The following is a 23,272-nucleotide window of genomic DNA, read 5'->3' on the forward strand; positions in this document are numbered from 1 at the left end:
TCTTTGTGCTTAAGGTGTAGCGGGCGGAGTGGTGACAAAAGCAATTTTGCCGATACCGGCCTGTTGGGTGGTACTAATCACCTGATCAATTGCCTCATAAGGTGTTAACTGATCACCACGGATATGCACTTCAGGCTGCGGACGTTTTTGGGCTTCTGCCTGTAAACGGGTCAGTAAAACTGATTTATCTGCGATATAGATTTCGTTCCAGAAAATATCGCCAGTTTTATTGACAGCCAGCTGGATGTTTTCCGGTTTGGTTTCATACGGTACATTTCTTTCTTCGGGTAGATCGACAGGTACGGTATGAATGGCAACCGGTACAGTAATCAGGAAGATAATGAGCAGAACCAGCATAATATCAACCAAAGGGGTGGTATTAATGGTTCCAATTACCTCATCATCGCTGTCGTTTGAATTGACCATCATTCCCATGGCTGATGCCTCACTCTTACTTCACGTCACGATTAACAGGATTATTGGTTGTAATTTCACCGCTGAGTAATACTGCGTGTAAATCAGAACCAAAAGTACGCACTTCTTCCATGACCGCTTTATTACGACGCGTTAACCAGTTGTAGCCAAGCACGGCAGGAACTGCGACTGCCAGACCGATGGCTGTCATGATCAGTGCTTCACCGACTGGGCCGGCAACTTTATCAATGGATGCTTGTCCTGAAACACCAATCGCGGTAAGTGCGTGATAGATACCCCAAACCGTACCAAACAGGCCAACAAAGGGCGCAGTAGAACCTACTGTCGCAAGGAAGGCCAGGCCACCACTCAGATGGTTCTGGATTTTGTCGATTGCACGGGAAATCGAAATGGTGACCCAGGTATTGAAATCAATACGCTCAAGTAATGTGCCACCATGATTTTTGGTTGACTTGATACCTTTTTCCGCAATAAAACGGTAGACGCTGGCTTCATCCAGATTCTCGGTTGCATTATCTAGAGAAGATGATTCCCAGAAAGTATTTTCAGCTTGCTTAGCCTGTTTGCGAATCTTGCCTTGTTGCAGGCATTTGCTGATCATGATGTACCAGGTACCGATCGACATGACCACCAGAATAAACAAAGTGATTTTAGAAACAATATCACCTTCTTTCCACATGGCTTCTAGGCCATAAGGATTATATCCAGCCTTTTCATCGCTAGCTTCAGCAGGCAGTGGTGGCGGGGTCGGTGTAGCCGCTGTTGCAGGTGTTGTTACCACTGTCTCAGTGACAGCACTGGTATTGGGGGTAGCGGACTGTTCTGCAAAAACTGTTTGCAGAGGTAATAAAGTGCTCATGGCAATTACACCAGCAGCAGTCATATTTTTTAAAGGTTTTAGTGATTTTTTCATCATGGATCTCCTGATTTTTTTCTTTATCTGTTGTATCTGTTAGTCAAGGACAAATTCATATGGAATGTCATACCAAGATTCTTGCGGTTCGCCATTTTTCATTGCCGGCTTGAAAGTACATAAGCTGAAGGCCTTGGATGCTGCACGATCCAGCGCACGACTACCGCTCGACTTTTTCACTTTGGCATCCTGGACCTTGCCGGTGGTATTTACATATACAGAGATCAAGACTTCACCTTGTTCTTCATTCATCAGTGCATCACGTGGATAGTCTGGGCGTTTACAACCTGCTTCACCTTGTGAAACACCACGAGTTACGCCAGCGGGTGGAGGAGCTGGGGCTGGAGCGGCTGCGACTACTGGAGCCGGTGCTGCTACCGGACTTGGTGAAGGACTCGCTGCAACGGGAGTAGGTACTGCAACAGTTGTCGGTTGGGTTGGTGTTGGAAGTGTTTTCTGTACAGGAACGACTTTTTCAACCGGTTTCACCTCAGGCACTTGTGCTACTTTTTCCACGATTTTTGGTGGTTCAGGTGGTGTTTCTTTTGGTGGCTCAGGTTCAGGCGGCTTAATATCTTGAATAATCATTAGCTCAACTGGCTGTTCCGTTGGTTTAATAATGTCTTTTGCCATACCAGCCATGAGTACCAGGCCAACCAGGATATGCAAAAAAACAACGACCCCAATACCAGTCAGTTTTTTGGCGGAGTTTTTTTCTAAGTCTTCAAACTTTGTGCCCATCATGACTCCTAGAATTTAAGACAAACAGGAAATAGTGCACTGATGAGAAAATTTTTTTAGTTACAGGCAGCATTATTTTTTGTTTGGCTAAAATTAAACGGGGAAAACCGCAAACACCGCTTGGCAGCAGTGTTTGCGAAGTAATTAATTAAAAGAATTTATAAGTACCACGTAGGAAGTAGGTACGGCCCATTGGATCACCGTGACGAGGGTCATAGCCATATTGAGCATTGTTGGTTGCATCAGAAGCAGGTGGTTCTGCATCAAACATGTTGCGAATACCTGCAGTTAGCTCTAAATTCTTGAATCCGCTATAGGTGCCTGCAAAGTTATAAAGCGTATAGGCACTTACATCACGTTCTTGAGAAAAGTCTTCATAACCACGGATATATTGTTGTTCTAGTCTCATTTTCCAGTCTTCATAAGACCAGTTGATATTGGCAATATGTCTCCAGCGGACGACTGCAGGATCATCATAGATGCCGACGAGCCCTTCCCATTCACCGTTTGGTTCTTCTTGCTCATCCATTTTGATGACATAGGTACCATCAATCCCAAAACCAAAACGACCTGTTGCTGTCATTGGGCTTAAGTAGTTCAGGCTGAGGTCAATCCCTTCAGTTTTTAATCCACCCATATTTTGTAGAGTTGTATTTAAATACTGGATACGACCATCTGGAGCGTAAACGATCAGATTGCCATAGCGATCAAGGTCATTAAAAATGTCATTAGGAGTAACTGAGCTGACTAAACCTTCAATGTCAATATTGTAGTAATCAGCGGTGAATACCAGATTCTTGATTGGTTCATATACGAATCCGGCTGTAAAAGAGGTTGATTCTTCTGGCTGTAAGTCTGGGTTACCACCTTGTTTACGCTTGAACTGCATACCACATTGGTCTGCAAATTGGGTGCTGGTCGGTTGACCGTTAGCATCACAAAAACGTGGGTTATTGAAGTTAGTGCTAGTATTGGTTTCACTTTGTAAAGAGTTGATTTCCCACATACTTGGGGCACGGAATCCAGTACTATAAGAACTACGGAACATTAACTCTTTAACCGGTTCCCAACGTAGGGATACTTTTGGATTGAAAGTATCACCAAAGTCACTATAGTCATCATAACGTGCCGCAAGTTGAGCTTCTAGAGTCGGCAAGATCGGTACATGTAATTCAGTAAACACCGCAGTAATATCACGGTCACCTGAACTTGACGGTTTATTTGGATCAATACCAGAACCTGGAACCTGGCGAACAAGATCGGCATTCACCTTGGCTTCCCAGTCCTGAGTGGTGTAGCTACCACCCAAGGCAAATCCAACTTCACCTGCAGGTAGTTCATAGATTGGACGGCTGACGGTGAAATCTATAGTGGTAGAATCCAGACTTGCCATATTTGTTGGGCCTGCCACATCAAAAGTAGACCATTTCCCAGCATCTGCAGCGGCCTGAGGACCAAATGGGTTTAAGGTGCCATCATTAAGTGCGGCTTGAACCAAACTTTGATTCAGGTAACCACTGACGAAATTATCAGTTGCTTCACTTTTGGCATAAGTAACGCCACCATTTACATCCCAACCGTAGACTTCACCTTCAATCCCTGCAAAAAAGCGGTTTGATTCATTTTCTGATTGAGAAACACGGTTACCTGATTGTGAACGTAAATAAAGTGCTGCTCTTGGATCTACCAGACCAGTGATGTCTGGTGTAATGCCGTTGCCTGGATAATATTTGCTGGTATTTGGAATAGAAAGACTACCTCCCCATACATCAGGTGCTATCGAGGTTTTTACTTTACTTTCAGTATAAATATATTCAGCAACCGCATTTAATGAATCGGTTAATTTGAAGGTACCTTTACCTAGAGCTGAAAAAGTTTCTTCTTCTGGAGTAATACCAATGAGTGCTTGAGTGTTTAACAGGCAACGTGTACCAGATACAAACATATTTGGTGCATTATTACAGTTTTGATTGATATAAGGGTTAACTACACCTACACCTGAATCTAAAAGGTTGGCAGGGAAGCCGGCACTTGAACCGATCGCCATGTTCAACTCTGGAATTAAACCACCACGACGGCTGACTTTACGATCTTTGGCCATGATCATGTCAGAAGTACGATAATCTACTACACCGTAAACGTTGAAACCTTGTTCATCCAGATCACCATAACCACCGAAAATAGAGACATCATATTTGTCGCCATTCTTTTCTTCAGGTGCTTGCAGTCCACCAGAAATACCGAAACCTTGGTATTCCTTTTTGATAATAAAGTTAATTACGCCGGCAATTGCATCTGCACCATATACTGCAGAAGCACCATCACGCAGAATCTCGATTCGCTCAACCATCGCGAGCGGAATAATATTCAGGTTAACTTCAGAAGTACTAAATGGGCTGTTAGCCAAACGACGCCCATTTAATAAAACTAAGGTCTTATCAGTACCAATCCCACGCAGGTTGGCAGAAGAACCTGAAGTATTACTTTTACCAATATTTTGAGAAACAGCAAAACCAGCTTGGTTAGCACTTACTTTATTAATGGCTTCTTCAACCGTGGTGACCCCCTGATTCACCAGATCTTCGACTTTAAGCACAGTAATAGGAGATGCACTTTGTGCAGCTACTCCTTTAATAGATGAACCTGTCACTGTCACTTTTTGAACCTTGGTAGGTTGAGCGGCAGAGTTTTCTGGTTCATCGGCTGCATGTGCCAAAGACAAGCACATCATACTTAAGGTAAGCGTACTTAACTTGAGTATTGTCTTGCCAACTGTTGGAGCCCCCATAGATCCGACCAATTTATTTTTTTTCATCGTAAATTTCACCCTTTTGTTATGTGAAGTAGTGCTGGGTTGATCTAAGCAAGGCGGATGCCAACTTATAAAATTTTATATTTTTATATTTTTAAATTATTGAAAAATATTGATTTAATTGAATGAGGTTTGAATTTATCGAGCGATACTGAAGAAAAATTAAGAAGTCTGTGTATCGAATCTGAAGAAAGAAGGAAGTGAGACCCCTGTCAAAGCAATAAATAAATATTTAATGAATAAGAAAGTAGTCCAAAAATGAGAGGGAAATTGAATAAAGTTTAATCATGGTGCATAATTTTTACATAAAATATACAATATTTTTTTAAAATAAATTATTTATAATACAATTACTTGTGTTTATTTATTGTTTACCTAAAGGTATACAATAGTGCAATAAGATGAAACAGGGTTGAGTTATTTTTGTGCGAAATGAACTTCAGTAAGAATTTTGAGGATAAAAATTTAACTAATGATTCATGGAAAATATTATGTTATTCATAATGTTTTAAATAATTAATAAAAATAAACTTTTTTCAGTTAAAAACAGGAAGAAATCCCTATTTTTTGCAAGGATGGCATGAAATTCGCTTTGTTCAGTTTATTCCATCTGTCCAGCTTTGACCCATCCATTGAAGCAAATATGGGATGATGTATTTAAAACTTCCTATAGCAATAAAACTTCAAGATAAAGAATAGGTACAAATTTGAAATCAGCACTTTTTAGCATGACGATTTTGGCCTTGGCTATGAGCTCGGGGCAAACTGCCTGGGCAAAATCATCTGCACATCCGGATAAAGTTTTAAACCTGGCTTTCGAAGCACCTGATGATGGTTTTGATATGGTCAAAACCTATAATTTTTATAGTGGTAGCGTTGCTGAGGCCATTTTCGAGCCTTTGTTGCGTTATGACTATCTGGCCCGGCCTGCAATTTTGGCCCCAAATACCGCCGAGTCTTTACCCGTCGTTGAACAGGATGGCAAAGTTTATACCTTTAAAATCAAGCCAGGAATTTATTTCAGTCCGGATCCAGCCTTTCAGGGCAAGAAGCGTGAACTGGTTGCCCGAGATTATATTTATTCCATGCAAAGGGTGATGGATCCGAAAAACCATTCGCCTTCTTTTTCCTTTATCGAAGGCAAAATTCTTGGCGCAGATCAAGTCATCCAGCAGGCCAAAAAAACGGGAAAATTTAACTATGATGCTCCGATTGCCGGTTTAAAAGCCCTAGATAAATATACCTTACAAATTACCCTGACCCGTTCAGATCTGAATTTTCCGTATATTCTGGCCTATGTGGCTTTTAGTGGTACCGCCCGGGAAGTGATCGAACATTATGGTCATCGGGCAGGTCAGCATCCGGTTGGAACAGGGGCGTATCAATTACACAAATATGTACCGCGTAGCCGTATTGAACTGACCGCCAACCCAAATTATCGTGGTTTTGTCTGGAACTTTAAGGGCGATGGTTCCGAATGGGATCAACGTATTATCAAAGCCATGCAAGGCAAGCAGATGCCGCAAATTGGCAAGGTCAAAATCAGTATTATTGAAGAGGAACAGTCTCGCTGGCTGGCTTTAAAGTCTGGACAACTGGACTATGACAAACTCACTGCGAGCGGCGCCGAACAGGCACTGGAAAATAAGCAGCTGAAAAGTGAATACAAGAAAAAAGGCATCCTGCATTATCCGAATAAAGAACCGGAAATCACCTATACCATCATGAATATGCGTGATCCGGTGATTGGTGGGAACTCACTGGAAAAAATTGCACTACGCCGTGCCATTGCCTTGTCCTATAACCAGAAAGAAGCCATCCAGCAGCTATATAAGGGCCATGCTGTTAAAGCTGAAATGATTCTTCCTGAAGGCGTGGGCGGATATAACCCGAATTATAGAAGCAGCATTGCCTACAACCCATTGATTGCCAATAAACTGCTCGATCGTTTTGGCTACAAGAAAGGCGTCGACGGTTACCGCACCTTGCCTGATGGCAAACCATTGGTTCTGAAAATGAACTCGACTAGCTCAAGCTCTTCCGTTATTTCTGCGGAGCTATGGAAAAAGAACCTGGATGCAATCGGGGTAAAAGTTGAATTTAAAGTCAGTAACTTTGCCGACAATTTAAAAGAAGCCACTCAATGCAAACATATGATGTGGGGTGGCGCCTGGATTGCAGATTATCCGGAAGGGGAAAACTTTGCCCAGTTGCTGTATGGCCCAAATGCCCAGCAAGGTAACCTGAGCTGCTATACCTCTAAAGCCTATGACGCGCTGTATCAAACTGCGATGAAACTGCCGCCTCAGCAACGCACTCCATATTATGAGCAGATGAACCGCCAGATGGAGGCCGATAATCCATGGATTTTGCACAATACCCGGGTACGTAACTGGCTGATTCACCCACAGGTACAGGGCTTTAAGGCACATCCGGTGACTAGAGCAGTTTGGCAATATCTGGATATTGAACCTGTTAAAAAATAACTTGAGAAGATTAAGAACCAGTATGAATGTGAATACAAACGCTTTAAAAAAGCTGGCCAGTGGTGTCTTAATGGCCAGTTTAATGATGGCCGGTGCTGCACCCACATGGGCTGCCAATCCCGCCAATCCAAATAAAGTCTTAAAAACGGTCTTTCCCGCGGCTGAAACCGGTTTCGACCCCGGTTATATCCATGACCGTTATTCGGCCAAGATTAACTCTGCGATTTTCGAAACCTTATATACCTATGATTATCTGGCTTCCCCAGCGAAACTGGTGCCATTGACTGCGGTAGATATGCCTCAGGTCAGTGCAGATGGTTTGACTTATACGATTAAAGTTAAAAAGGGCATTTACTTTGCGGATGATCCGGTCTTTGGCGGTAAAAAACGTGAACTGACTGCCTATGACTATGCTTATTCTCTAAAGCGTCTCTTAGATCCAAAGCTTAATTCACCAAATAGCTGGTTGCTGGATGGTCGGATCAAAGGGCTGGAAGCATGGACAGCCATGGCCAAAAAAAATGGCAAAGTCTATGAAAATCCATTTGAAGGCATTCAGACTCCAGACCGCTATACGCTGGTACTCAAGCTGAATAATCCAGATCAGAACTTTCCGATGTTGCTGGCACACGGCCCGGCTGCTGCAGTCGCCCGCGAAGTCATTGAAAAGTACAAAGACAAAGCTGGCTGGGTGATGAGTAAACCGGTCGGTACAGGACCTTATGTGCTTAGCCGCTGGACACCGGGATCACGCATTATCTTAAAGCCGAATCCGGCTTACCGTGGTTTTGTATGGAATTATAAAGCCAATAGTGCAGAAGACCAGGCGATTGTCAGTGCGATGCAGGGCAAAAAAATGCCTCAAATCGGCACCATTGATGTGCGTGTGATTGAAGAAGCACAATCACGGATGCTGGCATTTAAGAAAAATGAACTGGACTTGCTCGAAATTGAGGGTGATATCGTCGTTCAGGCCCTCGATGGCGATAAATTAAAGCCTGAGCTGGCTCAGCAGGGGGTGAAGCTGTCACGTATTTTAGAGCCCTCCATTAGTTATCATTACTGGAATATGCAAAACCCGGTCGTGGGTGGTTTCGCGCCAGAAAAAATTGCCTTACGTCGTGCCATGGCGATGGCATTTTCTGTGGAAAACATGATCAATGTATTACTTAAGGGAGATGGAGCAAAACTCCACATGCCTATTCCCCCAGGAGTAGCAGGCTATTCACCGTCCTATAAAAGCAGTATTCCCTATTCAGTCAAAGCAGCCAACATGTTGCTCGACCGCTATAACTACAAGATCGGTGCAGATGGCTGGCGCAAGACGCCTGAAGGTAAACCTCTGGTGATTGAACTGATTACTGGGAATACCAGTCGGGGCCAGCAGCAGGGTGAATTCTGGAAAAAGACCCTGGACAGTATCCATATTCAGCTGACCAGTAAGGCCATGCCATTCGCTGAAGGCATCAAGCTGGAAAAGCAATGTAAAACCATGTTTAAGAGTTCTGCATGGATTGCCGATTATCCAGATGCTGACAATTTTATGCAGTTGTTCTATGGCAAGAATGTCAATGTCACCAACAATGCCTGTTTCAAGCATCCTGAATTCGACCGTCTTTACGAGCAAACCCAGAGTATGCCACCAGGCCCTGAGCGTGATCTGCTTTATCGCAAAATGACCCGGATTCTCGAAGTCAACATGCCGACCTTGATGCTCTATAGCACCTACCGTAATGCCTTGACCCAACCCCAAATTATTGGACATAAGTCCCATCCGATTCTGTCTTCAGAATGGATGTATATCGATATTAATACGAAAAATTAAGAAAAAATCTGGAGATGAATATGAAATCAAAATCTTTAAAATTAAGTACCTTATGTTTAATGATGATGGGGGGATATCAAGGTGTAGCGGCAGATACCCAAGTACAGCTGCTGCCATTATTCAAGGCTGCAGAAATTCCGTCTTTATGTGATGCCAGTCTGGCTTCCATGCAAAAAGATATCCAGATATTTGAAAATAAGAAAATTAAAAATAAAGCCAAGGCAGGGCCTTATCTGGCTGAATGGGATGAGTTGCATGCCAAAGCCCGGGATTTCGGTGCAGCAGTAGGGCTGTACAGTAATGTCGATCCGGATCCTGCATTGCGTCAGGCAGCCGATGACTGTGAACTTAAAATCAGCAAATACCAGACCACCCTGTATCAGAATCCGAAACTGTATGCCCAGTTCAAGAAACTGAAAGCCAGCGATCCGATTGATCAGAAATTTTTAGAAGATATTCTCGAGCAGTTTGAGAACACCGGGGTACAACTCAGTGCAGAAAAACAGAAACGACTGAAAGAAATTATTGAAGAAAGTACCAAACTGGGGCAGGATTTTTCCAAAAATGTGCGGGATAACCCTGAAAAAGTTGAATTTACTCCAGCTGAAATGAAAGGCCTGCCAGAAAGTTACATCGCAAATTTAAAGAAAAATGAAAAGGGCAATTATCTGCTTGGCTTTGATTATCCGGAATACCAGCCTTTTATGGAGCTGGCAGAAAGTGATGAAGCACGCAAACGTTACCAAACCGCTTACACGCGTCGCGGGACCGAACAAAACCTGCAATTCATGAAAAATGCCATTGATCTGCGTTATGAAATGGCACAACTTTTTGACAAGGAAAGCTATGCCCATTCTGCACTTGAATTCCGCATGGCCAAAACTCCGGAAGCAGTGAACGGTTTTCTGGATGAGGTTTATGCCAAAGTCGCACCTCTAGAAAAGCAAGATGTAGAACAATTACGCCAGTTCAAGGCTGAAACTTTAAAAGTTCCAGTAGAGAAAGCAGAAATTACCCGCTGGAATCAGGGTTACTGGAGTGAAAAACTGCGTCAGGCCAAATACAAGGTAGACCAGGAAAAATTGCGGGATTATTTCCCGACAGAAGCATCGCAAAAATGGTTATTCGCTATTTCTTCGGAACTCTACGGCATTGAATTCAAGCCGGTGAAAGTCAAAGCCTGGCATGATGAAGTGGAATATTATGCGGTACATGACAAAGCTACGGGCGAATTCCTTGGCGGATTATATGTTGATAAATACCCGCGTGAAGGCAAATATGGGCATGCAGCTGTCTGGGGAGCTTATGGCGGCAGTACCCTGAATCAGCGTCGTCCGGTATCGGTACTGGTGACCAATTTTAACCGTAAGGGCTTGAACAGCAATGAACTGGAAACCTTTGTGCATGAAATGGGTCATGCCTTGCACGGGATTCTTTCGAAGACCCGCTATACAGAACAATCTGGTACTTCGGTAGAGCGTGACTTTGTTGAAGCGCCGTCACAGATGTACGAAGAGTGGGCACGTCGTCTGGAAACCTTGTCAAAAGTAGCAGATTACTGTGAGCCGGCATGTCCTCGGGTGGATGCTGCCATGACCGAGCGCTTAAAGAATGTGAAGAATTACGGCCGAGGCCTGCATTATGCCCGTCAGGCTTTATATGCCCAATATGATATGGCCCTGCATGGTAAAGATGCAAAAAACATTGAGCCTTTAAAACTCTGGCAGGATATGGAAGGCAAGACCGCCTTGGGTTATGTCAGCGGTCAGCAGTTCCCGGGACAGTTCGGGCATCTGATGGGCGGCTATCAGGCAGGTTACTACAGCTATATGTGGTCTGAAGTCATTGCCCTGGATATGCTTTCATCCTTTGGTGATCAGCTCATGGACAAGAAAGTCGGTGCGCATTATCGTAATACGGTCCTGGCTCAAGGCGGACAAAAGCATGGCGAGCAAATGGTGAAAGACTTCTTGGGTCGTGATCCGGACAGCAAAGCTTTCTTTAATGAAATCTCTGGAAAAAATTAAGGAAGGCAAGCGATGCTGGCATATATTATTCGACGGCTTTGGCAAATGATCCCGACCATGCTCGGGGTGATTTTGCTGATATTCCTGCTGTTTAACTGGGTAGGTGGAGACCCTGCCTATATTCTGGCCGGTAAAATGGCCAATGCGGAACAGATTGAAAACATCCGTCAGCAACTGGGTGTGGATCAACCGTATTACGTACAACTGTGGATCTTTATCAAGCAGATTTTAACCTTTGATTATGGGGTGAGCTGGAGTACCGGGGAATCGGTGGCACAGATTATCACCACCCGTTTGGGGCCCTCACTGACCATTCTGATTCCACTGACCATTCTGCAAACTATTATTTCTATCATTCTGGCTTTGGGTGTGGCTTCGGTTCGTGGTTCTTTGACTGATCGCATGATCATGATGCTGTGTACGATCGGTATGTCGATCAGTATTCTGGTATACATCATCGTGTTCCAGTATTTCCTGGCCTATGAACTGAGCTGGTTCCCGGTACAGGGCTGGAGCGATAATTTCGCTGATAATCTTTTCAAATATGCCTTGTTACCTGTGCTGATTATGTTGGTGGTCAGTATTGCACCAACACTACGCCTGTATCGTAGTTTTGTACTGGATGAAGTCAATCAGGACTATGTACGTACTGCGCGTGCCAAAGGCCTGGGTGAAAACCGTATCATGGGCGTGCATGTCCTGCGCAATGCCTCGATTCCGATTATTACCGATGTCATGGCAGGACTTCCGGCACTGCTGATTGGTGCTTTCCTGATCGAACGTTTTTTTGGTATTCCGGGAATTGGCCGTGAAGTCATTATTGCGGTAGAACGTTCTGATTTTCCTGTGATCAAAGCCATTACGGTCTATGTCGCTGCTGCGACCATGATATTCAACCTGATTGCCGATCTGATCTATAAATGGGTCGATCCGCGTGTACAGTTGAAGTAGGTGAATTATGCTGAGTGCGATATTTAAAAAAGAACAAGCGGCTGAAGCAGCACCTGAGTCGGCTTCAACAGGATTATGGCAACTGGCCATGCGCCGTTTGAAACGTGACCGGATTGCCATGTTTTCCCTGTATGTGGTGCTGTTTTATCTGCTGCTGCTGGTACTATCAATGAGCGGCCTGATTGCCAAAGACTGGAATAAAGAAGTGGCAGTCAGCTATGCACCGCCGAGTTTTATCAGTGCAGCGCCAGTTCCGGCTGCATCTGATACAGAGCAGAGCGCAGAATCTGTGCCTCTACCGGTCAATCCAGTGGATCCCTTAAAAGATGTCATTGCTGAATTGAATGCTGAAATTGCTGCTGAGCAGGGTGCTAGTGCAGGCATCGATTATTATGGAGTGGTCGATCCGCTGGCAGAAGACATGAAGGCCATTAATCAGGAACTCGGTGGCCAGCTGATGGATGAAAGTGGGGAACTCAAGCAAAGTCTGGTCTTCGGCGCCGATAAATGGGGACAGGATGTTTTACAGAAAACCATCAAGGGAGCTGAAACCTCGATTCTGGTTGGACTGATTGCAGCCTTTGTCGCTGTACTGACTGGGACTGCACTGGGTGCAATAGCAGGTTACTTTGGTGGTTGGGTCGATGATGTCCTAAACTGGTTCTATAATATCTTTACCTCGATTCCCTATCTGTTACTGGTTTTGGCGATTGCCGCAGTGTTACAGCAGAAAGGTATTTTATCAATCATCCTGATTTTAGGTCTGACTGGCTGGACCGGGGTCTTCCGTTTGGTTCGTGCCGAATACATGAAACATACAGCACGTGAATATGTGCTGGCTGCCAAGGCGATTGGCGTGAGTAATATGCGTCGTATGTTTGTCCATATTTTTCCCAATGTCAGCCATATTGCCCTGGTGCAGATGTCTATTCTGGTGGTGGCATTTATCAAGTCTGAAGTCATTTTGAGCTTCCTTGGTTTCGGTGTGCCTATCGGGGTAGTGTCATGGGGCAGTATGCTAAATGAAGCGCAAAGCGAGCTGATTTTGGGTAAATGGTGGCAACTGGCGGCAGCCTCAATCGCCATGGCGGTATTGGTGACTGCATTCTCGATGTTTACCGATGCACTCCGTGATGCATTAGATCCAAAACTGAAATAGGAGCGCAACGATGTCTGAAATCAATCCAAGCACAGCACCTGCGCTACTTCGCGTAGAAAATCTGCGAGTCAGTTTTAAAGGTGAAAATAAAGAATATATTGAAACCGTAAAAGGAGTTTCTTTCGAGATTCCGGCCAATACCACGGTTGCACTGGTAGGCGAATCGGGGAGTGGCAAGTCGGTCACTTCCCTGGCCACTATGGGCCTGCTTCCGGCAGAAAGCGCACGTATTTCAGAAGATAGCCAGATTATCTTTGAAGGGAAAAACCTGCTCAAGCTTAAAACCCGTGAAATGCGCCAGATGTGTGGCAAAGACATTGCCATGATTTTTCAGGAGCCGATGTCTTCGCTAAATCCGGTATTTACGGTAGGCATGCAGATTGCAGAAATCCTGCAACTACATTTGGGCATGAATAAAAAACAGGCGCGGCAACGTACCCTGGAACTGCTCAAAGAAGTGGGGATCCCTGCGCCAGAAACTAAAATTGATGCCTATCCGGGGCAGCTTTCCGGTGGACAGCAACAACGGGTCATGATTGCCATGGCCATTGCTTGTGAACCTAAACTATTGATTGCAGATGAACCGACCACGGCCCTGGATGTGACTATTCAAAAGCAGATTCTGGACTTGCTGGAATCGCTACGTCAGCGTCGCCAGATGTCGATGCTGTTTATTACCCATGATCTGGCATTGGTTGGTGAAATTGCCGATCAGGTGATTGTAATGCGCCATGGGGAAATCCGTGAACAGGGTCCGGTTCGGGAGGTGCTGGACCGGCCTCAGGACATGTATACCAAAGCCTTGTTACATTGCCGTCCACAATTGTCGCAACGTCCGTTACGTTTGCCGATGATTAGTGATTTTATGAAACAGGATGGTTCAACCTGGCTGGAAGATATCCGTCTGAATACTCAGCTTCCGCAACGTTCACGTGGGCTAAAGGGTGGAGAGGAAATTATTCTGGATGTACGGGATCTAAAGAAATCTTTTTATAGTCGTAAAGGACTGTTTGGCAAAGATGAATTTCAGGCAGTAAAAGGGGTTTCTTTCCAGCTGGCCAAAGGCAAGACCTTGGGGCTGGTCGGGGAATCCGGTTCGGGTAAAACCACCATTGGCTTGTTGCTGATGCGTCTGCAACAGGCTACGGGTGGCAAGGCACTGTTTCAGGGTCGGGACATTCTGGACATGTCGGAACAGGAGTTTACCCAGTATCAACGTAAAATCCAGATCATTTTCCAGAATCCCTATGCTTCGCTGAATCCACGTTTTACTGTTGGACAAATCCTGATGGAACCGATGCAGATTCACAAGATTGGTCAGGATGATGCTGAACGCAAACAAATGGCCTTGGACCTGCTGGAGCGGGTCAGCTTGCCTGCACAGGCTTTTTATCGTTACCCGCATGAGTTTTCCGGTGGTCAGCGCCAGCGGATTGCAATTGCACGTTGCCTGACCTTAAAACCCGAGATTTTAATCTGTGATGAATCGGTTTCGGCGCTGGATGTATCAGTACAGGCGCAGGTGCTGAATTTACTACAAGATTTACAGGATGAATTTGGACTGAGCTATATCTTTATTTCGCATGATTTGTCGGTAGTAAAATATATTTCTGATCAGATCATGGTGATGAATCATGGGGAGCTGGTGGAAATTGCCAATTCGGATGAGCTGTATCAATCCCCACAGCATGAATATACCAAGCGTTTACTCGGTGCCATTCCGCAAGGGATTCCACAAAGTGCCTGATACATAAGGCATAAAAAAAGTCAGGCAATGTGCCTGACTTTTTTTATTTATCTTAATTAAAACTTTTTAAAGCCTTTGTTGACACCGTATGGACGACGCGGCGCATTTTCATCACGCTCTTCGCGGCGACCAAAACCTTGATCAGGACGGTTTTCACGACGCACAAACTGAGTGCCATTCTGGTTTTCAGCTCTGTCACGACGACCATAAGCATTGTCATCACGACGCTCACGGCCAGTGTTGTTTTGTGGTTGCTCATCGCTGTCACGACGTTGCTGACGCAAGAAACCGCCACGGCGTGCAGCCATCGGTTTGTCTTGCATACGCTCGTTACGGCGTTTCGCCATACCAAATAAGCCTGTACCTTGACGTGGCTTCAATTCCACAGCTTTGGTCAGGTTGTCGATATCGTTTTTATCCAGCTCAATCCAGCGACCAGTACGCAGTTCACGTGGCAAAATCACAGTACCATAACGGGTACGCAGTAGACGGCTGACTTTCAGACCTTGTGATTCAAAGATACGACGTACTTCACGGTTACGACCTTCTTTCACCACGACCTGGAACCAACGGTTGATCCCGTCACCGCCCAATTCAGAGAAAGATTCGAATTTTGCCGGACCATCGTCAAGCACTACGCCTTTGAGCATGTTGTTGCGAATTTGTGGTGTAACTTCACCCATGACACGAACTGCATATTCACGTTCGATTTCATTCGATGGGTGCATCAAGCGATTCGCAAGCTCACCATCATTTGTGAACAATAGCAGACCGGTCGAGTTAATATCCAGACGACCCACCATCACCCAGCGATCGCCCGGAATAGCAGGCAACTGTTCAAACACGGTCGGACGGTTTTCAGGATCGCTACGTGAGCAGATCTCGCCTTCAGGCTTGTAGTAGATAATGACACGACGACGGATTTCGTCTTCAATCTGGAAGGCAACTTTACGACCATCGATGCGAAGCTCATCACCTGGTTCGATTCTTTCACCCACTTGGGCAATTTGCCCGTTGACACTTACACGACCCGCGGCAATGACTTCTTCCATATAACGGCGAGAACCCAAACCAACGCGTGCAAGCACCTTTTGCAACTTTTCACTCATGACAGCATAACCTTAGAAATAATTATCAACAGTTCACCTATTTATGACTTCGGTGCATTCGCATCGAGGGCCATAAAAGCTTCCTTGGCATCCTGCAGGGGAGGCAATTGGCCCAAACTATTCAGGCCAAACGCATTTAAAAATTGTGGCGTTGTCATTAACAACGCAGGTCTTCCAGGGAGTTCACGAAATCCGGACTCTTTAATCCAGTTCCAGTCAAACAGCGTACGCAGGTTTTGACTGTTATTCGTAACACCACGAATCTGTTCAATATCCGCTCGAGTCACTGGCTGGTGATAAGCAATCACTGCAAGCGTCTCCAGTAATGAAGGCGATAAGCGAGCCGGTCGCTCAGGCCAGGTCTGTGCAATAATATTACGATATTTTGCACGCACTTGAAAACGATAACCTTGTGCTGTTTCAATCAGTTCGATCGAACGGCCATGCATCAGCATGGAAAGTTGTTGTAAATACTGACGTAATTCCTGCTTGCTATAGCGATCCTGAAAAGCTTCTTTCAGACGAGCCAATGAAACCGCGGAGTCGCTGGCAAAAATAATGGCTTCAAGCTGCATCAATACTTCATGCAGATTATCTTCTGCAGATAACAGCGTATTTTGATCGAGTGTCATTGACTAGCTCCTTGAATTGCGAGCGGGGCTTCAATACCTGTAGCAATAATCTGAATTTTTTGTTGTCGGGTCAGTTCCAGCACCGCCATAAAGGTTACCACCATACCCATACGGCCTTGGCTCGGTTTTAACAAGTCCTTAAAGCTGAGTATTGCGCCAGTTTCAATACAACTTTCAATATAGGCAATACGTTCTTCCAGCAGTACCGGTTCCTGTTGCACCTGATGAATCACGGGTTCAGGACGATTAAATATACAAAGCAAGGCATCACGCAATAAATCGCTTGAATAGCCTTCATTCGGCTGCTGGATTTCGCCCAAACTGACGTTGGTGGTGAAAGTGTCACGTTCCAGAATCGGCATCTGGCCCAGACGTTCTGCTGCCTGTTTAATTCTTAAATAATTTTCTAAACGGTCAATCAGTTCTTGTTTTGGATCCTGTTCAATCGCAGTCAGGCTTTTCGGTTTCGGCAAAAGCAAACGTGATTTCAGATCTGCCAGTAAGGCCGCCATCACCATATAGTCGGCCGTCAGCTCGATGTTCAGGGATTTCATCGCGTCCATATAAGACAAATACTGCGCTGCAATCGGCGCGATATCGACCTGTAACAGATCAAAACCGTTTTTTTGAATCAGGTAAATTAAAAAGTCGAGTGGGCCTTCAAAATGTTCTAATAAGATTTCAAATGCCGCTGGAGGAATGTACAGATCCTCTGGAATTGTATCCTGCCATTCATCCAGAACCCGAATGTGCGGAGCAGATTCCATAGTGTTATGGATAATTTGAGTCATTACAATTATAGGCCACGCGAATTTTCAAAGGCATGCAAAGGCTTGATTTTCGGTATCTGATCGAAAGAAAAGCACAGGATTAAGCGTTGTCATTGTACTGGAAAAGTAACTTTAAATAAATTAAATAAGCTGTCAAAGCCATAAAAACTTAAAAAAATAATGGAATTTATCAGCTCTTTCAAAATAGCACCGAGAAAAATGGCAGAATTGGGCAGCAAATGCCACGGTGATTTTTACGTTAAATTGGCTCTCATAATTAAGCGTATCTAGTAGATGATGCCAGTTGATTCACTTCAAAAAAACTCGATCAATACAATGACTCTCATTAAAAGAGAAAATAAGCTAGCTGGCAGGTATTGAATGATTTTTAAACGGATTTCCCATTAAAAAACATAAAATTAATAAGTATTAATAAAATATTTCCCCGTAATTTTTGGTCAAAAATCCCGCTATACTCTCGAAAAATAGTCAAGAATCACAAAAATCAATAAAAAGGTGAAGAAAGCATGCCACTTATTCTGGTTGTTATTGGGATGATCGCATTCGGGGGATTTTGGGCTTATCCCAAATATCAGATTATGCAGCTTGAAGATGAAGCACGCACAGGGCTGAAATCAGGCGGATTTTCAGCTTTTGCGGAACAGGCCCGACCTGTCATGCAGGCCATGAAAATGGATTTTAGTGTGCTGGATCAATATCCCAATATCCGTTTTTACATGCGGCATATGGCCTATGAGGGCGACCAGCTGGATGAGCGGATTAAACTGGATATGCAAGCCATGTCTTGTGAGTCAATCAATTCCTTTAAAGTCATGGAACCCAAGGCGCGTACAGCGATGCTCAATGTATTGGAAGAAGATCAGATTATTTTTCATGTGTATCTGAAAAATAAACTGGGTGAAGAGCTCATGCATCATGAACAGAAGCTATCGCAATGTCCAAATTTCATTGCGGTTCGTCATTATGAACGTGCTTCGGATTCTTAAACTGTCTTTGCCAGCCACTGCATACCTGTCGAATTGAAAAGAATAAAACTGCAACCTCTCACCCTATGCTTTTTTAGATTTTCATGGTGAGGAATGATTGTATTCCTTGGTCGCAAATTCAATGATACGTTGGCAAGTCTCTGCCAGGCATACATTTTGGTTTGAATAGATCTGCAACAACTGTCTCGCTACAGCCAACGTCAGGAAAAATTGGTACTCAGTATGATCAATATTTACAGTGGGATGGGAAGGAAAATGTGCTTCGACCATGACTGCCTTGGATTGCAGTGTCCAAGGCAGTTCTGCATAGATTAAATCCTGTGCAGAAAATTCATGCTGATTTAGCAGGAGATAAAATAAATCCATTCATTTTGACTCCGCGAATGTTTGTAGGAATTTCTCAAGCGTCGTTTATTCAAAGGCGCTGACATCTCCCATACCACGACGAATCACTTCTGGATGATCACCAGATAAATCTACAATAGAGGTCGTGCTCAACGTGCCTAAACCACTATCTACAAAAACATCAATGCGTTTGCCCAGCTGCATTTCAATATCATAAGGATCATCGAGTGGGTCAGTCTGTCCCGGTAAAATCAGGGTAGAAGTCAATAACGGCTCACCGAGTTCTTTCAGTAACAGCTGACATACCGGATTATTCGGAATGCGTAGACCAATAGTTTTCTTCTTGGGATGCATCAACCGACGTGGCACTTCACTGGTCGCAGGTAAAATAAAGGTCGTGATGGCCGGTGTATTATTTTTCAGCAAACGGTACATGGCATTGTCCACTTTGGCATAAGTGGCAATATCGGATAAATCACAGCACAGAATCGCATATTGATGCTTTGGGCCCAAACCACGAATTTGCGCAATCCGCTCCATGGCACTCTTGTTCCCAATCTGGCAACCAATCGCATAGGCCGCATCAGTGGGATAGACCACCACATCACCCGCACGGATACGTTCCACTGCCTGACTGATTAAGCGGGGTTGCGGATTGTCTGGGTGTACGCGTAAATGCAGCATAGAGACTACTCCAAGCTTGGGCTGATGGCTTATTATGTGGCGCTCAGGCAAGATCTGGCAATCATAAAAAAGGTAGATTTGTGTAATTTAATCAAGCATTTCACGTATAAATTCATCAGATTGTAAACTTTTGCCACCTCTGATGCAGATACAGATACATTGGATAAAGCGTGCTGCATCACGTGGAAGTTTGGCTGTACCATTAAAATAAGCCTGTACTTGAGCGTAGACATTATCTTTAAAGCTGGCACCATCACCGCCGTCGCCAGCCAGGTTATCCAAAGAAACCCGGAATTTACGGCCAAAAGCCTGGGCAAACATCCATTCAATCGCCTGTGGCTTGATTTCGACCTGTTCAAATAAAGCCTGCTGTTCGCGGGTGCGGCCATCCGGTGCATACCAGTAACCCAGATCAGGCAACAGACGGCGTTTGTCTCCGGCAATGGTCCAGTGACTGATTTCATGCAAGGCACTATTAAAGAAACCATGCGCAAACTGGATCAGGGCAGGACGGTCTGCGCTGGCAGGGAAATATTCTGGTTCAAATTCGCCGCGCACTAAAGTGACATTTAAATGGGAAAACCAGTGATTAAAGTGTAAGATGAGCCAATCCACTTGCTGCGCTTCTGACGATAAATTCGCCCATGGCGAGAGTTGCACTTGTTGTGTTGAACTGTCAGAATCAAGGCTTGGAATTGTGCTAACGAGTGATGAAACATTCACTTCTGTTTGCGGCTGCAACAGATGCATGACTTGAGTTACCCAAATGGTCTGTCGAAATAAGTACAAAATTGTATCTTAATCTTTGACAGAGTACTGATGAATTTGTAGAATTGCCGCCTTAATTATGTCAGCAAATACCTTTCCGGCACAGATTGAGCCGTTTAAATGGGCTGAACAGGGCTTTAAATGGTCAGGTCAACTGCCTTTATCCCGCTTTGTTCGTATCGCTCGTGAAGCTGTTGGATCAATTGATGATCAATTGATTAACATAGACTGTAAGCTATCAATGGATGCCTATCATCGTATTGCATGGCTAGATGGTCACGTTGAAACAAAAGTTCCTATGGAATGCCAGCGTTGTCTGGAAACTGTAGAAATTGAACTGGTTTCATCGTTCCATTTAGCACTTGTGGATGATGAGTCACTGATAGAGCGCTTGGATGAGGATGCTGATTTCATCGTCCTAGGTGAAAGTGAAGCAACGACCAAAGGTGATTATGATGCACCGGCGACCGCTGATTTGCTCGCGCTGATAGAAGATGAACTGTTATTGTTGATGCCGTTGTCGCCTAAACATGAGTTTTGTGAACATAAGCATCAACCTGCCGTAGAAGAAGTGGCTGAAGAAAAACGGGACAACCCGTTTGAAGTTTTGGCTGCTTTGAAGGGTAAACTTAACTAATTTTTGTGTTATACTCTTGTGTATAAGACAATCGAATTTGTTCTGATCCATTTTTTCGATCTTTGTAAGGAGCCATCATGGCCGTTCAGCAAAACCGTAAAAGTCGCTCTCGCCGTGACATGCGCCGTTCACATGACGCTTTAACCGAGAATGCATTAACTGTAGACCAAGCTACTGGCGAGACTCACCGTCGTCACCACGTATCTAAAGATGGTATCTACCGTGGTCGTCAATTATTCGCTAAAGCATCTGCTGAATAATTGGTGATGTATTAAGCGTCAAGCTTAGTAGAAAAAATGGGAGCATTTAGCTCCCTTTTTTTTGTCTTTGATTTTTAGGTGTATCGGTTTTTTGTTGTATTTGGCAATTACCGCCAGCAAAATTACATGCTAAATTGCGCTCCACAATGATTTAGGTGGTCTTATTGGTCAGTCTTCTTGTTAGGATTGAAGAAGCACACCTCTTGAATGAAAGGATTTTATTATGTCTGCTACACCACTCGAACAAGCAGTGCCAGCAACAAAAACTGCATTTGTGTTTCCGGGTCAGGGTTCACAAAAAGCTGGTATGCTGGCTGAGCTTGCAGAACAGTTTGCAAGTATTCGCGAGACATTTGCAGAAGCATCTGAAGCCGTCGGTTTTGATCTGTGGCAGATTGCGCAAACTGGCGAAGGTCTGGATCAAACTGAATTTACCCAGCCGGTATTGCTGACTGCAAGTATTGCCTTATGGCGCGTGTGGTTAGAATCTGGCGGTGTAGCACCGAAATATCTGGCAGGCCATTCACTGGGTGAATACAGCGCACTGGTTGCATCAGGTGCTTTAAGCCTGGGTGATGCTGCGAAGCTAGTGAACTTGCGTGGCAAACTCATGCAGACTGCTGTACCTCAGGGTGTGGGTGCGATGGCTGCCATTTTGGGTCTGGACGATGCCAAAGTGATTGAGCTGTGTGCACAAGCAACTGCAGCAGGCGAAGGTTCTGTCGAAGCGGCGAACTACAATGCGCAAGGGCAGGTTGTCGTTGCAGGCAATAAAGATCGCGTTGAAGCAGTGATGGCATTGGCCAAAGAAAACGGCGGAAAAGCGATTGCATTGCCAGTATCGGTTCCATCGCATTGTTCATTAATGAAACCTGCCGCTGAACAGTTTGCTCCGGCATTGGAACAAACCGCCATTGAGCTGCCACGCATTCCTGTATTACAAAATGTAGGCGCGCAAGCAGCAACCAATGTAGATGAATTGCGTCAGGCGTTGACCGCGCAACTTTATGAGTCGGTACAATGGACTAAAACCTTACAATTCCTTCAAGATGAAGGTGTTGAGTACATCGTAGAATGTGGTCCGGGTAATGTATTGACCAACTTGGCGAAACGCTTGCCGAATATTCAAAAAGCACTTCCACTGGACAGTCAATCCCGTCTGGAAGATGCATTAAACACCGTATTGGCGGCAGAAGGGAAAAGTGCATGACACAGGAACGTAAAGTTGCTCTGGTAACAGGTGCAAGTCGTGGTATTGGTGCTGCGATCGCACAACAGTTGATTCAAGACGGTTATTTTGTCATAGGTACTGCAACGTCTGAAGCAGGTGCGGAAAAATTATCTGCACAGTTTGCTGAAAATGGCGCTGGAAAAGTACTAGATGTACGTGATGGTGCTGCGATTGATGCGCTGGTAACGGACATTGAACAGAACTATGGTCCAGTCCTTGCGTTGGTCAATAATGCTGGTATTACCAAAGACAATTTGCTGCTGCGTATGTCTGAAGATGACTGGGATGATATTTTAAATATTCACCTGAAAGCAGTTTACCGTTTGTCTAAGCGCGTACTCAAAGGCATGACCAAGGCGCGTTTCGGTCGCATCATCAACATCAGTTCTGTGGTGGCACACTTTGCCAACCCGGGTCAGGCCAACTATTCTGCTGCCAAAGCAGGTATTGAAGCATTTAGCCGTAGCCTTGCCAAAGAAATGGGTAGCCGTCAGATTACCGTAAACTCGGTAGCACCAGGTTTTATTGCGACTGAAATGACTGAGCAGCTAAGCGAAGAAATTCGTAAAAAGATGACTGAGCAGGTGGCATTAAACCGTTTAGGTGATCCGCAGGATATCGCAAATGCCGTAAGTTTCTTGGCTTCAGATAAAGCCAGTTACATTACTGGTACAGTTATGCATGTAAATGGGGGCTTATACATGAGCTAAGCTCAAGTATAAACTTTCCAAAT

General features: G+C 44.7%; 21 protein-coding genes. 11 read left to right on the plus strand and 10 right to left on the minus strand.

The window, feature by feature from the left end:
- Window positions 1-9 precede the first annotated feature (9 nt).
- The 4 genes from AC13CK_RS02985 to AC13CK_RS03000 form a co-directional block, all read right to left on the minus strand.
- Window positions 10-435, minus strand: coding sequence for an ExbD/TolR family protein (locus AC13CK_RS02985; protein WP_312328960.1), 426 nt, complete (start codon window positions 433-435; stop codon window positions 10-12).
- A gap of 16 nt (window positions 436-451) precedes the next feature.
- Window positions 452-1,351 carry a MotA/TolQ/ExbB proton channel family protein gene (locus AC13CK_RS02990; protein WP_115736958.1) on the minus strand — a complete coding sequence of 300 codons (900 nt, stop codon included), beginning with the start codon at window positions 1,349-1,351 and terminating at the stop codon, window positions 452-454.
- A 36-nt stretch (window positions 1,352-1,387) separates the two neighbouring features.
- On the minus strand, window positions 1,388-2,089 hold the full coding sequence (locus tag AC13CK_RS02995; protein WP_004646084.1) for an energy transducer TonB: 702 nt from the start codon (window positions 2,087-2,089) through the stop codon (window positions 1,388-1,390).
- A 148-nt stretch (window positions 2,090-2,237) separates the two neighbouring features.
- Window positions 2,238-4,904: a TonB-dependent receptor gene (locus tag AC13CK_RS03000; RefSeq protein WP_425879994.1), complete on the minus strand. Its 2,667-nt coding sequence runs from the start codon at window positions 4,902-4,904 to the stop codon at window positions 2,238-2,240.
- 725 nt (window positions 4,905-5,629) lie between these two features.
- Between AC13CK_RS03000 and AC13CK_RS03005 the strand changes: the two genes are divergently transcribed.
- Genes AC13CK_RS03005 through AC13CK_RS03030 form a run of 6 tightly spaced genes read left to right on the plus strand, consistent with a single transcriptional unit; the run spans window position 5,630 to window position 15,096 of the window.
- Complete coding sequence (locus tag AC13CK_RS03005) at window positions 5,630-7,387, plus strand: ABC transporter substrate-binding protein (protein ID WP_425880005.1); 1,758 nt, start codon at window positions 5,630-5,632, stop codon at window positions 7,385-7,387.
- 22 nt (window positions 7,388-7,409) lie between these two features.
- The gene (locus tag AC13CK_RS03010; protein ID WP_425879995.1) at window positions 7,410-9,212 is read left to right on the plus strand and encodes an ABC transporter substrate-binding protein; all 1,803 of its coding nucleotides are present in this window, start codon (window positions 7,410-7,412) and stop codon (window positions 9,210-9,212) included.
- A 20-nt stretch (window positions 9,213-9,232) separates the two neighbouring features.
- Window positions 9,233-11,239: a M3 family metallopeptidase gene (locus tag AC13CK_RS03015; protein ID WP_425879996.1), complete on the plus strand. Its 2,007-nt coding sequence runs from the start codon at window positions 9,233-9,235 to the stop codon at window positions 11,237-11,239.
- Between the two features lie 12 nt (window positions 11,240-11,251).
- The gene (locus AC13CK_RS03020; protein ID WP_004279216.1) at window positions 11,252-12,190 is read left to right on the plus strand and encodes an ABC transporter permease; all 939 of its coding nucleotides are present in this window, start codon (window positions 11,252-11,254) and stop codon (window positions 12,188-12,190) included.
- A 7-nt stretch (window positions 12,191-12,197) separates the two neighbouring features.
- Complete coding sequence (locus AC13CK_RS03025) at window positions 12,198-13,349, plus strand: ABC transporter permease (protein WP_425879997.1); 1,152 nt, start codon at window positions 12,198-12,200, stop codon at window positions 13,347-13,349.
- A gap of 10 nt (window positions 13,350-13,359) precedes the next feature.
- Window positions 13,360-15,096 carry an ABC transporter ATP-binding protein gene (locus AC13CK_RS03030; protein ID WP_325755010.1) on the plus strand — a complete coding sequence of 579 codons (1,737 nt, stop codon included), beginning with the start codon at window positions 13,360-13,362 and terminating at the stop codon, window positions 15,094-15,096.
- A gap of 56 nt (window positions 15,097-15,152) precedes the next feature.
- Here the strand turns inward: AC13CK_RS03030 and rluB are convergent, their stop codons facing one another.
- From rluB to AC13CK_RS03045, 3 genes are read right to left on the minus strand one after another with little or no spacing between them, the layout of a single operon-like run.
- Window positions 15,153-16,205, minus strand: coding sequence for a 23S rRNA pseudouridine(2605) synthase RluB (rluB, locus tag AC13CK_RS03035; protein ID WP_005107723.1), 1,053 nt, complete (start codon window positions 16,203-16,205; stop codon window positions 15,153-15,155).
- 41 nt (window positions 16,206-16,246) lie between these two features.
- Window positions 16,247-16,837, minus strand: a complete 591-nt coding sequence (gene scpB, locus AC13CK_RS03040; protein ID WP_005104832.1) for an SMC-Scp complex subunit ScpB — start codon at window positions 16,835-16,837, stop codon at window positions 16,247-16,249.
- Entirely contained in the window at window positions 16,834-17,628 is a 795-nt protein-coding gene (locus AC13CK_RS03045; protein WP_004279221.1) for a segregation and condensation protein A, read from the minus strand. The genes scpB and AC13CK_RS03045 overlap by 4 nt, the downstream gene beginning before the upstream one ends.
- 506 nt (window positions 17,629-18,134) lie before the next feature.
- Here AC13CK_RS03045 and AC13CK_RS03050 point away from each other — a divergent pair.
- Window positions 18,135-18,614, plus strand: coding sequence for a hypothetical protein (locus tag AC13CK_RS03050; protein ID WP_253113772.1), 480 nt, complete (start codon window positions 18,135-18,137; stop codon window positions 18,612-18,614).
- A gap of 81 nt (window positions 18,615-18,695) precedes the next feature.
- On the opposite strand, the gene AC13CK_RS03055 is transcribed toward AC13CK_RS03050, so the two are convergent.
- From AC13CK_RS03055 to AC13CK_RS03065, 3 genes are all read right to left on the minus strand, one after another.
- Window positions 18,696-18,980 carry a hypothetical protein gene (locus tag AC13CK_RS03055; RefSeq protein WP_004279223.1) on the minus strand — a complete coding sequence of 95 codons (285 nt, stop codon included), beginning with the start codon at window positions 18,978-18,980 and terminating at the stop codon, window positions 18,696-18,698.
- Between the two features lie 45 nt (window positions 18,981-19,025).
- The gene (locus tag AC13CK_RS03060; RefSeq protein WP_004730625.1) at window positions 19,026-19,643 is read right to left on the minus strand and encodes an L-threonylcarbamoyladenylate synthase; all 618 of its coding nucleotides are present in this window, start codon (window positions 19,641-19,643) and stop codon (window positions 19,026-19,028) included.
- Window positions 19,644-19,730: 87 nt separating this feature from the next.
- On the minus strand, window positions 19,731-20,393 hold the full coding sequence (locus AC13CK_RS03065; protein ID WP_168387083.1) for an elongation factor P hydroxylase: 663 nt from the start codon (window positions 20,391-20,393) through the stop codon (window positions 19,731-19,733).
- A gap of 97 nt (window positions 20,394-20,490) precedes the next feature.
- On the opposite strand from AC13CK_RS03065, the gene AC13CK_RS03070 reads away from it, so the two are divergent.
- From AC13CK_RS03070 to fabG, 4 genes are all read left to right on the plus strand, one after another.
- A complete protein-coding gene (locus AC13CK_RS03070; protein ID WP_004279226.1) occupies window positions 20,491-21,048 on the plus strand; it encodes a YceD family protein in 558 nt (185 codons plus the stop codon).
- Window positions 21,049-21,125: 77 nt separating this feature from the next.
- Window positions 21,126-21,308, plus strand: coding sequence for a 50S ribosomal protein L32 (gene rpmF, locus AC13CK_RS03075; RefSeq protein ID WP_004279227.1), 183 nt, complete (start codon window positions 21,126-21,128; stop codon window positions 21,306-21,308).
- A gap of 223 nt (window positions 21,309-21,531) precedes the next feature.
- A complete protein-coding gene (gene fabD / locus AC13CK_RS03080) occupies window positions 21,532-22,518 on the plus strand; it encodes an ACP S-malonyltransferase (RefSeq protein ID WP_425879998.1) in 987 nt (328 codons plus the stop codon).
- The gene (gene fabG / locus AC13CK_RS03085; protein ID WP_425879999.1) at window positions 22,515-23,249 is read left to right on the plus strand and encodes a 3-oxoacyl-ACP reductase FabG; all 735 of its coding nucleotides are present in this window, start codon (window positions 22,515-22,517) and stop codon (window positions 23,247-23,249) included. The genes fabD and fabG overlap by 4 nt, the downstream gene beginning before the upstream one ends.
- Window positions 23,250-23,272: the final 23 nt, after the last annotated feature.

It is taken from the genome of Acinetobacter sp. L-24 (genome assembly GCF_056857555.1).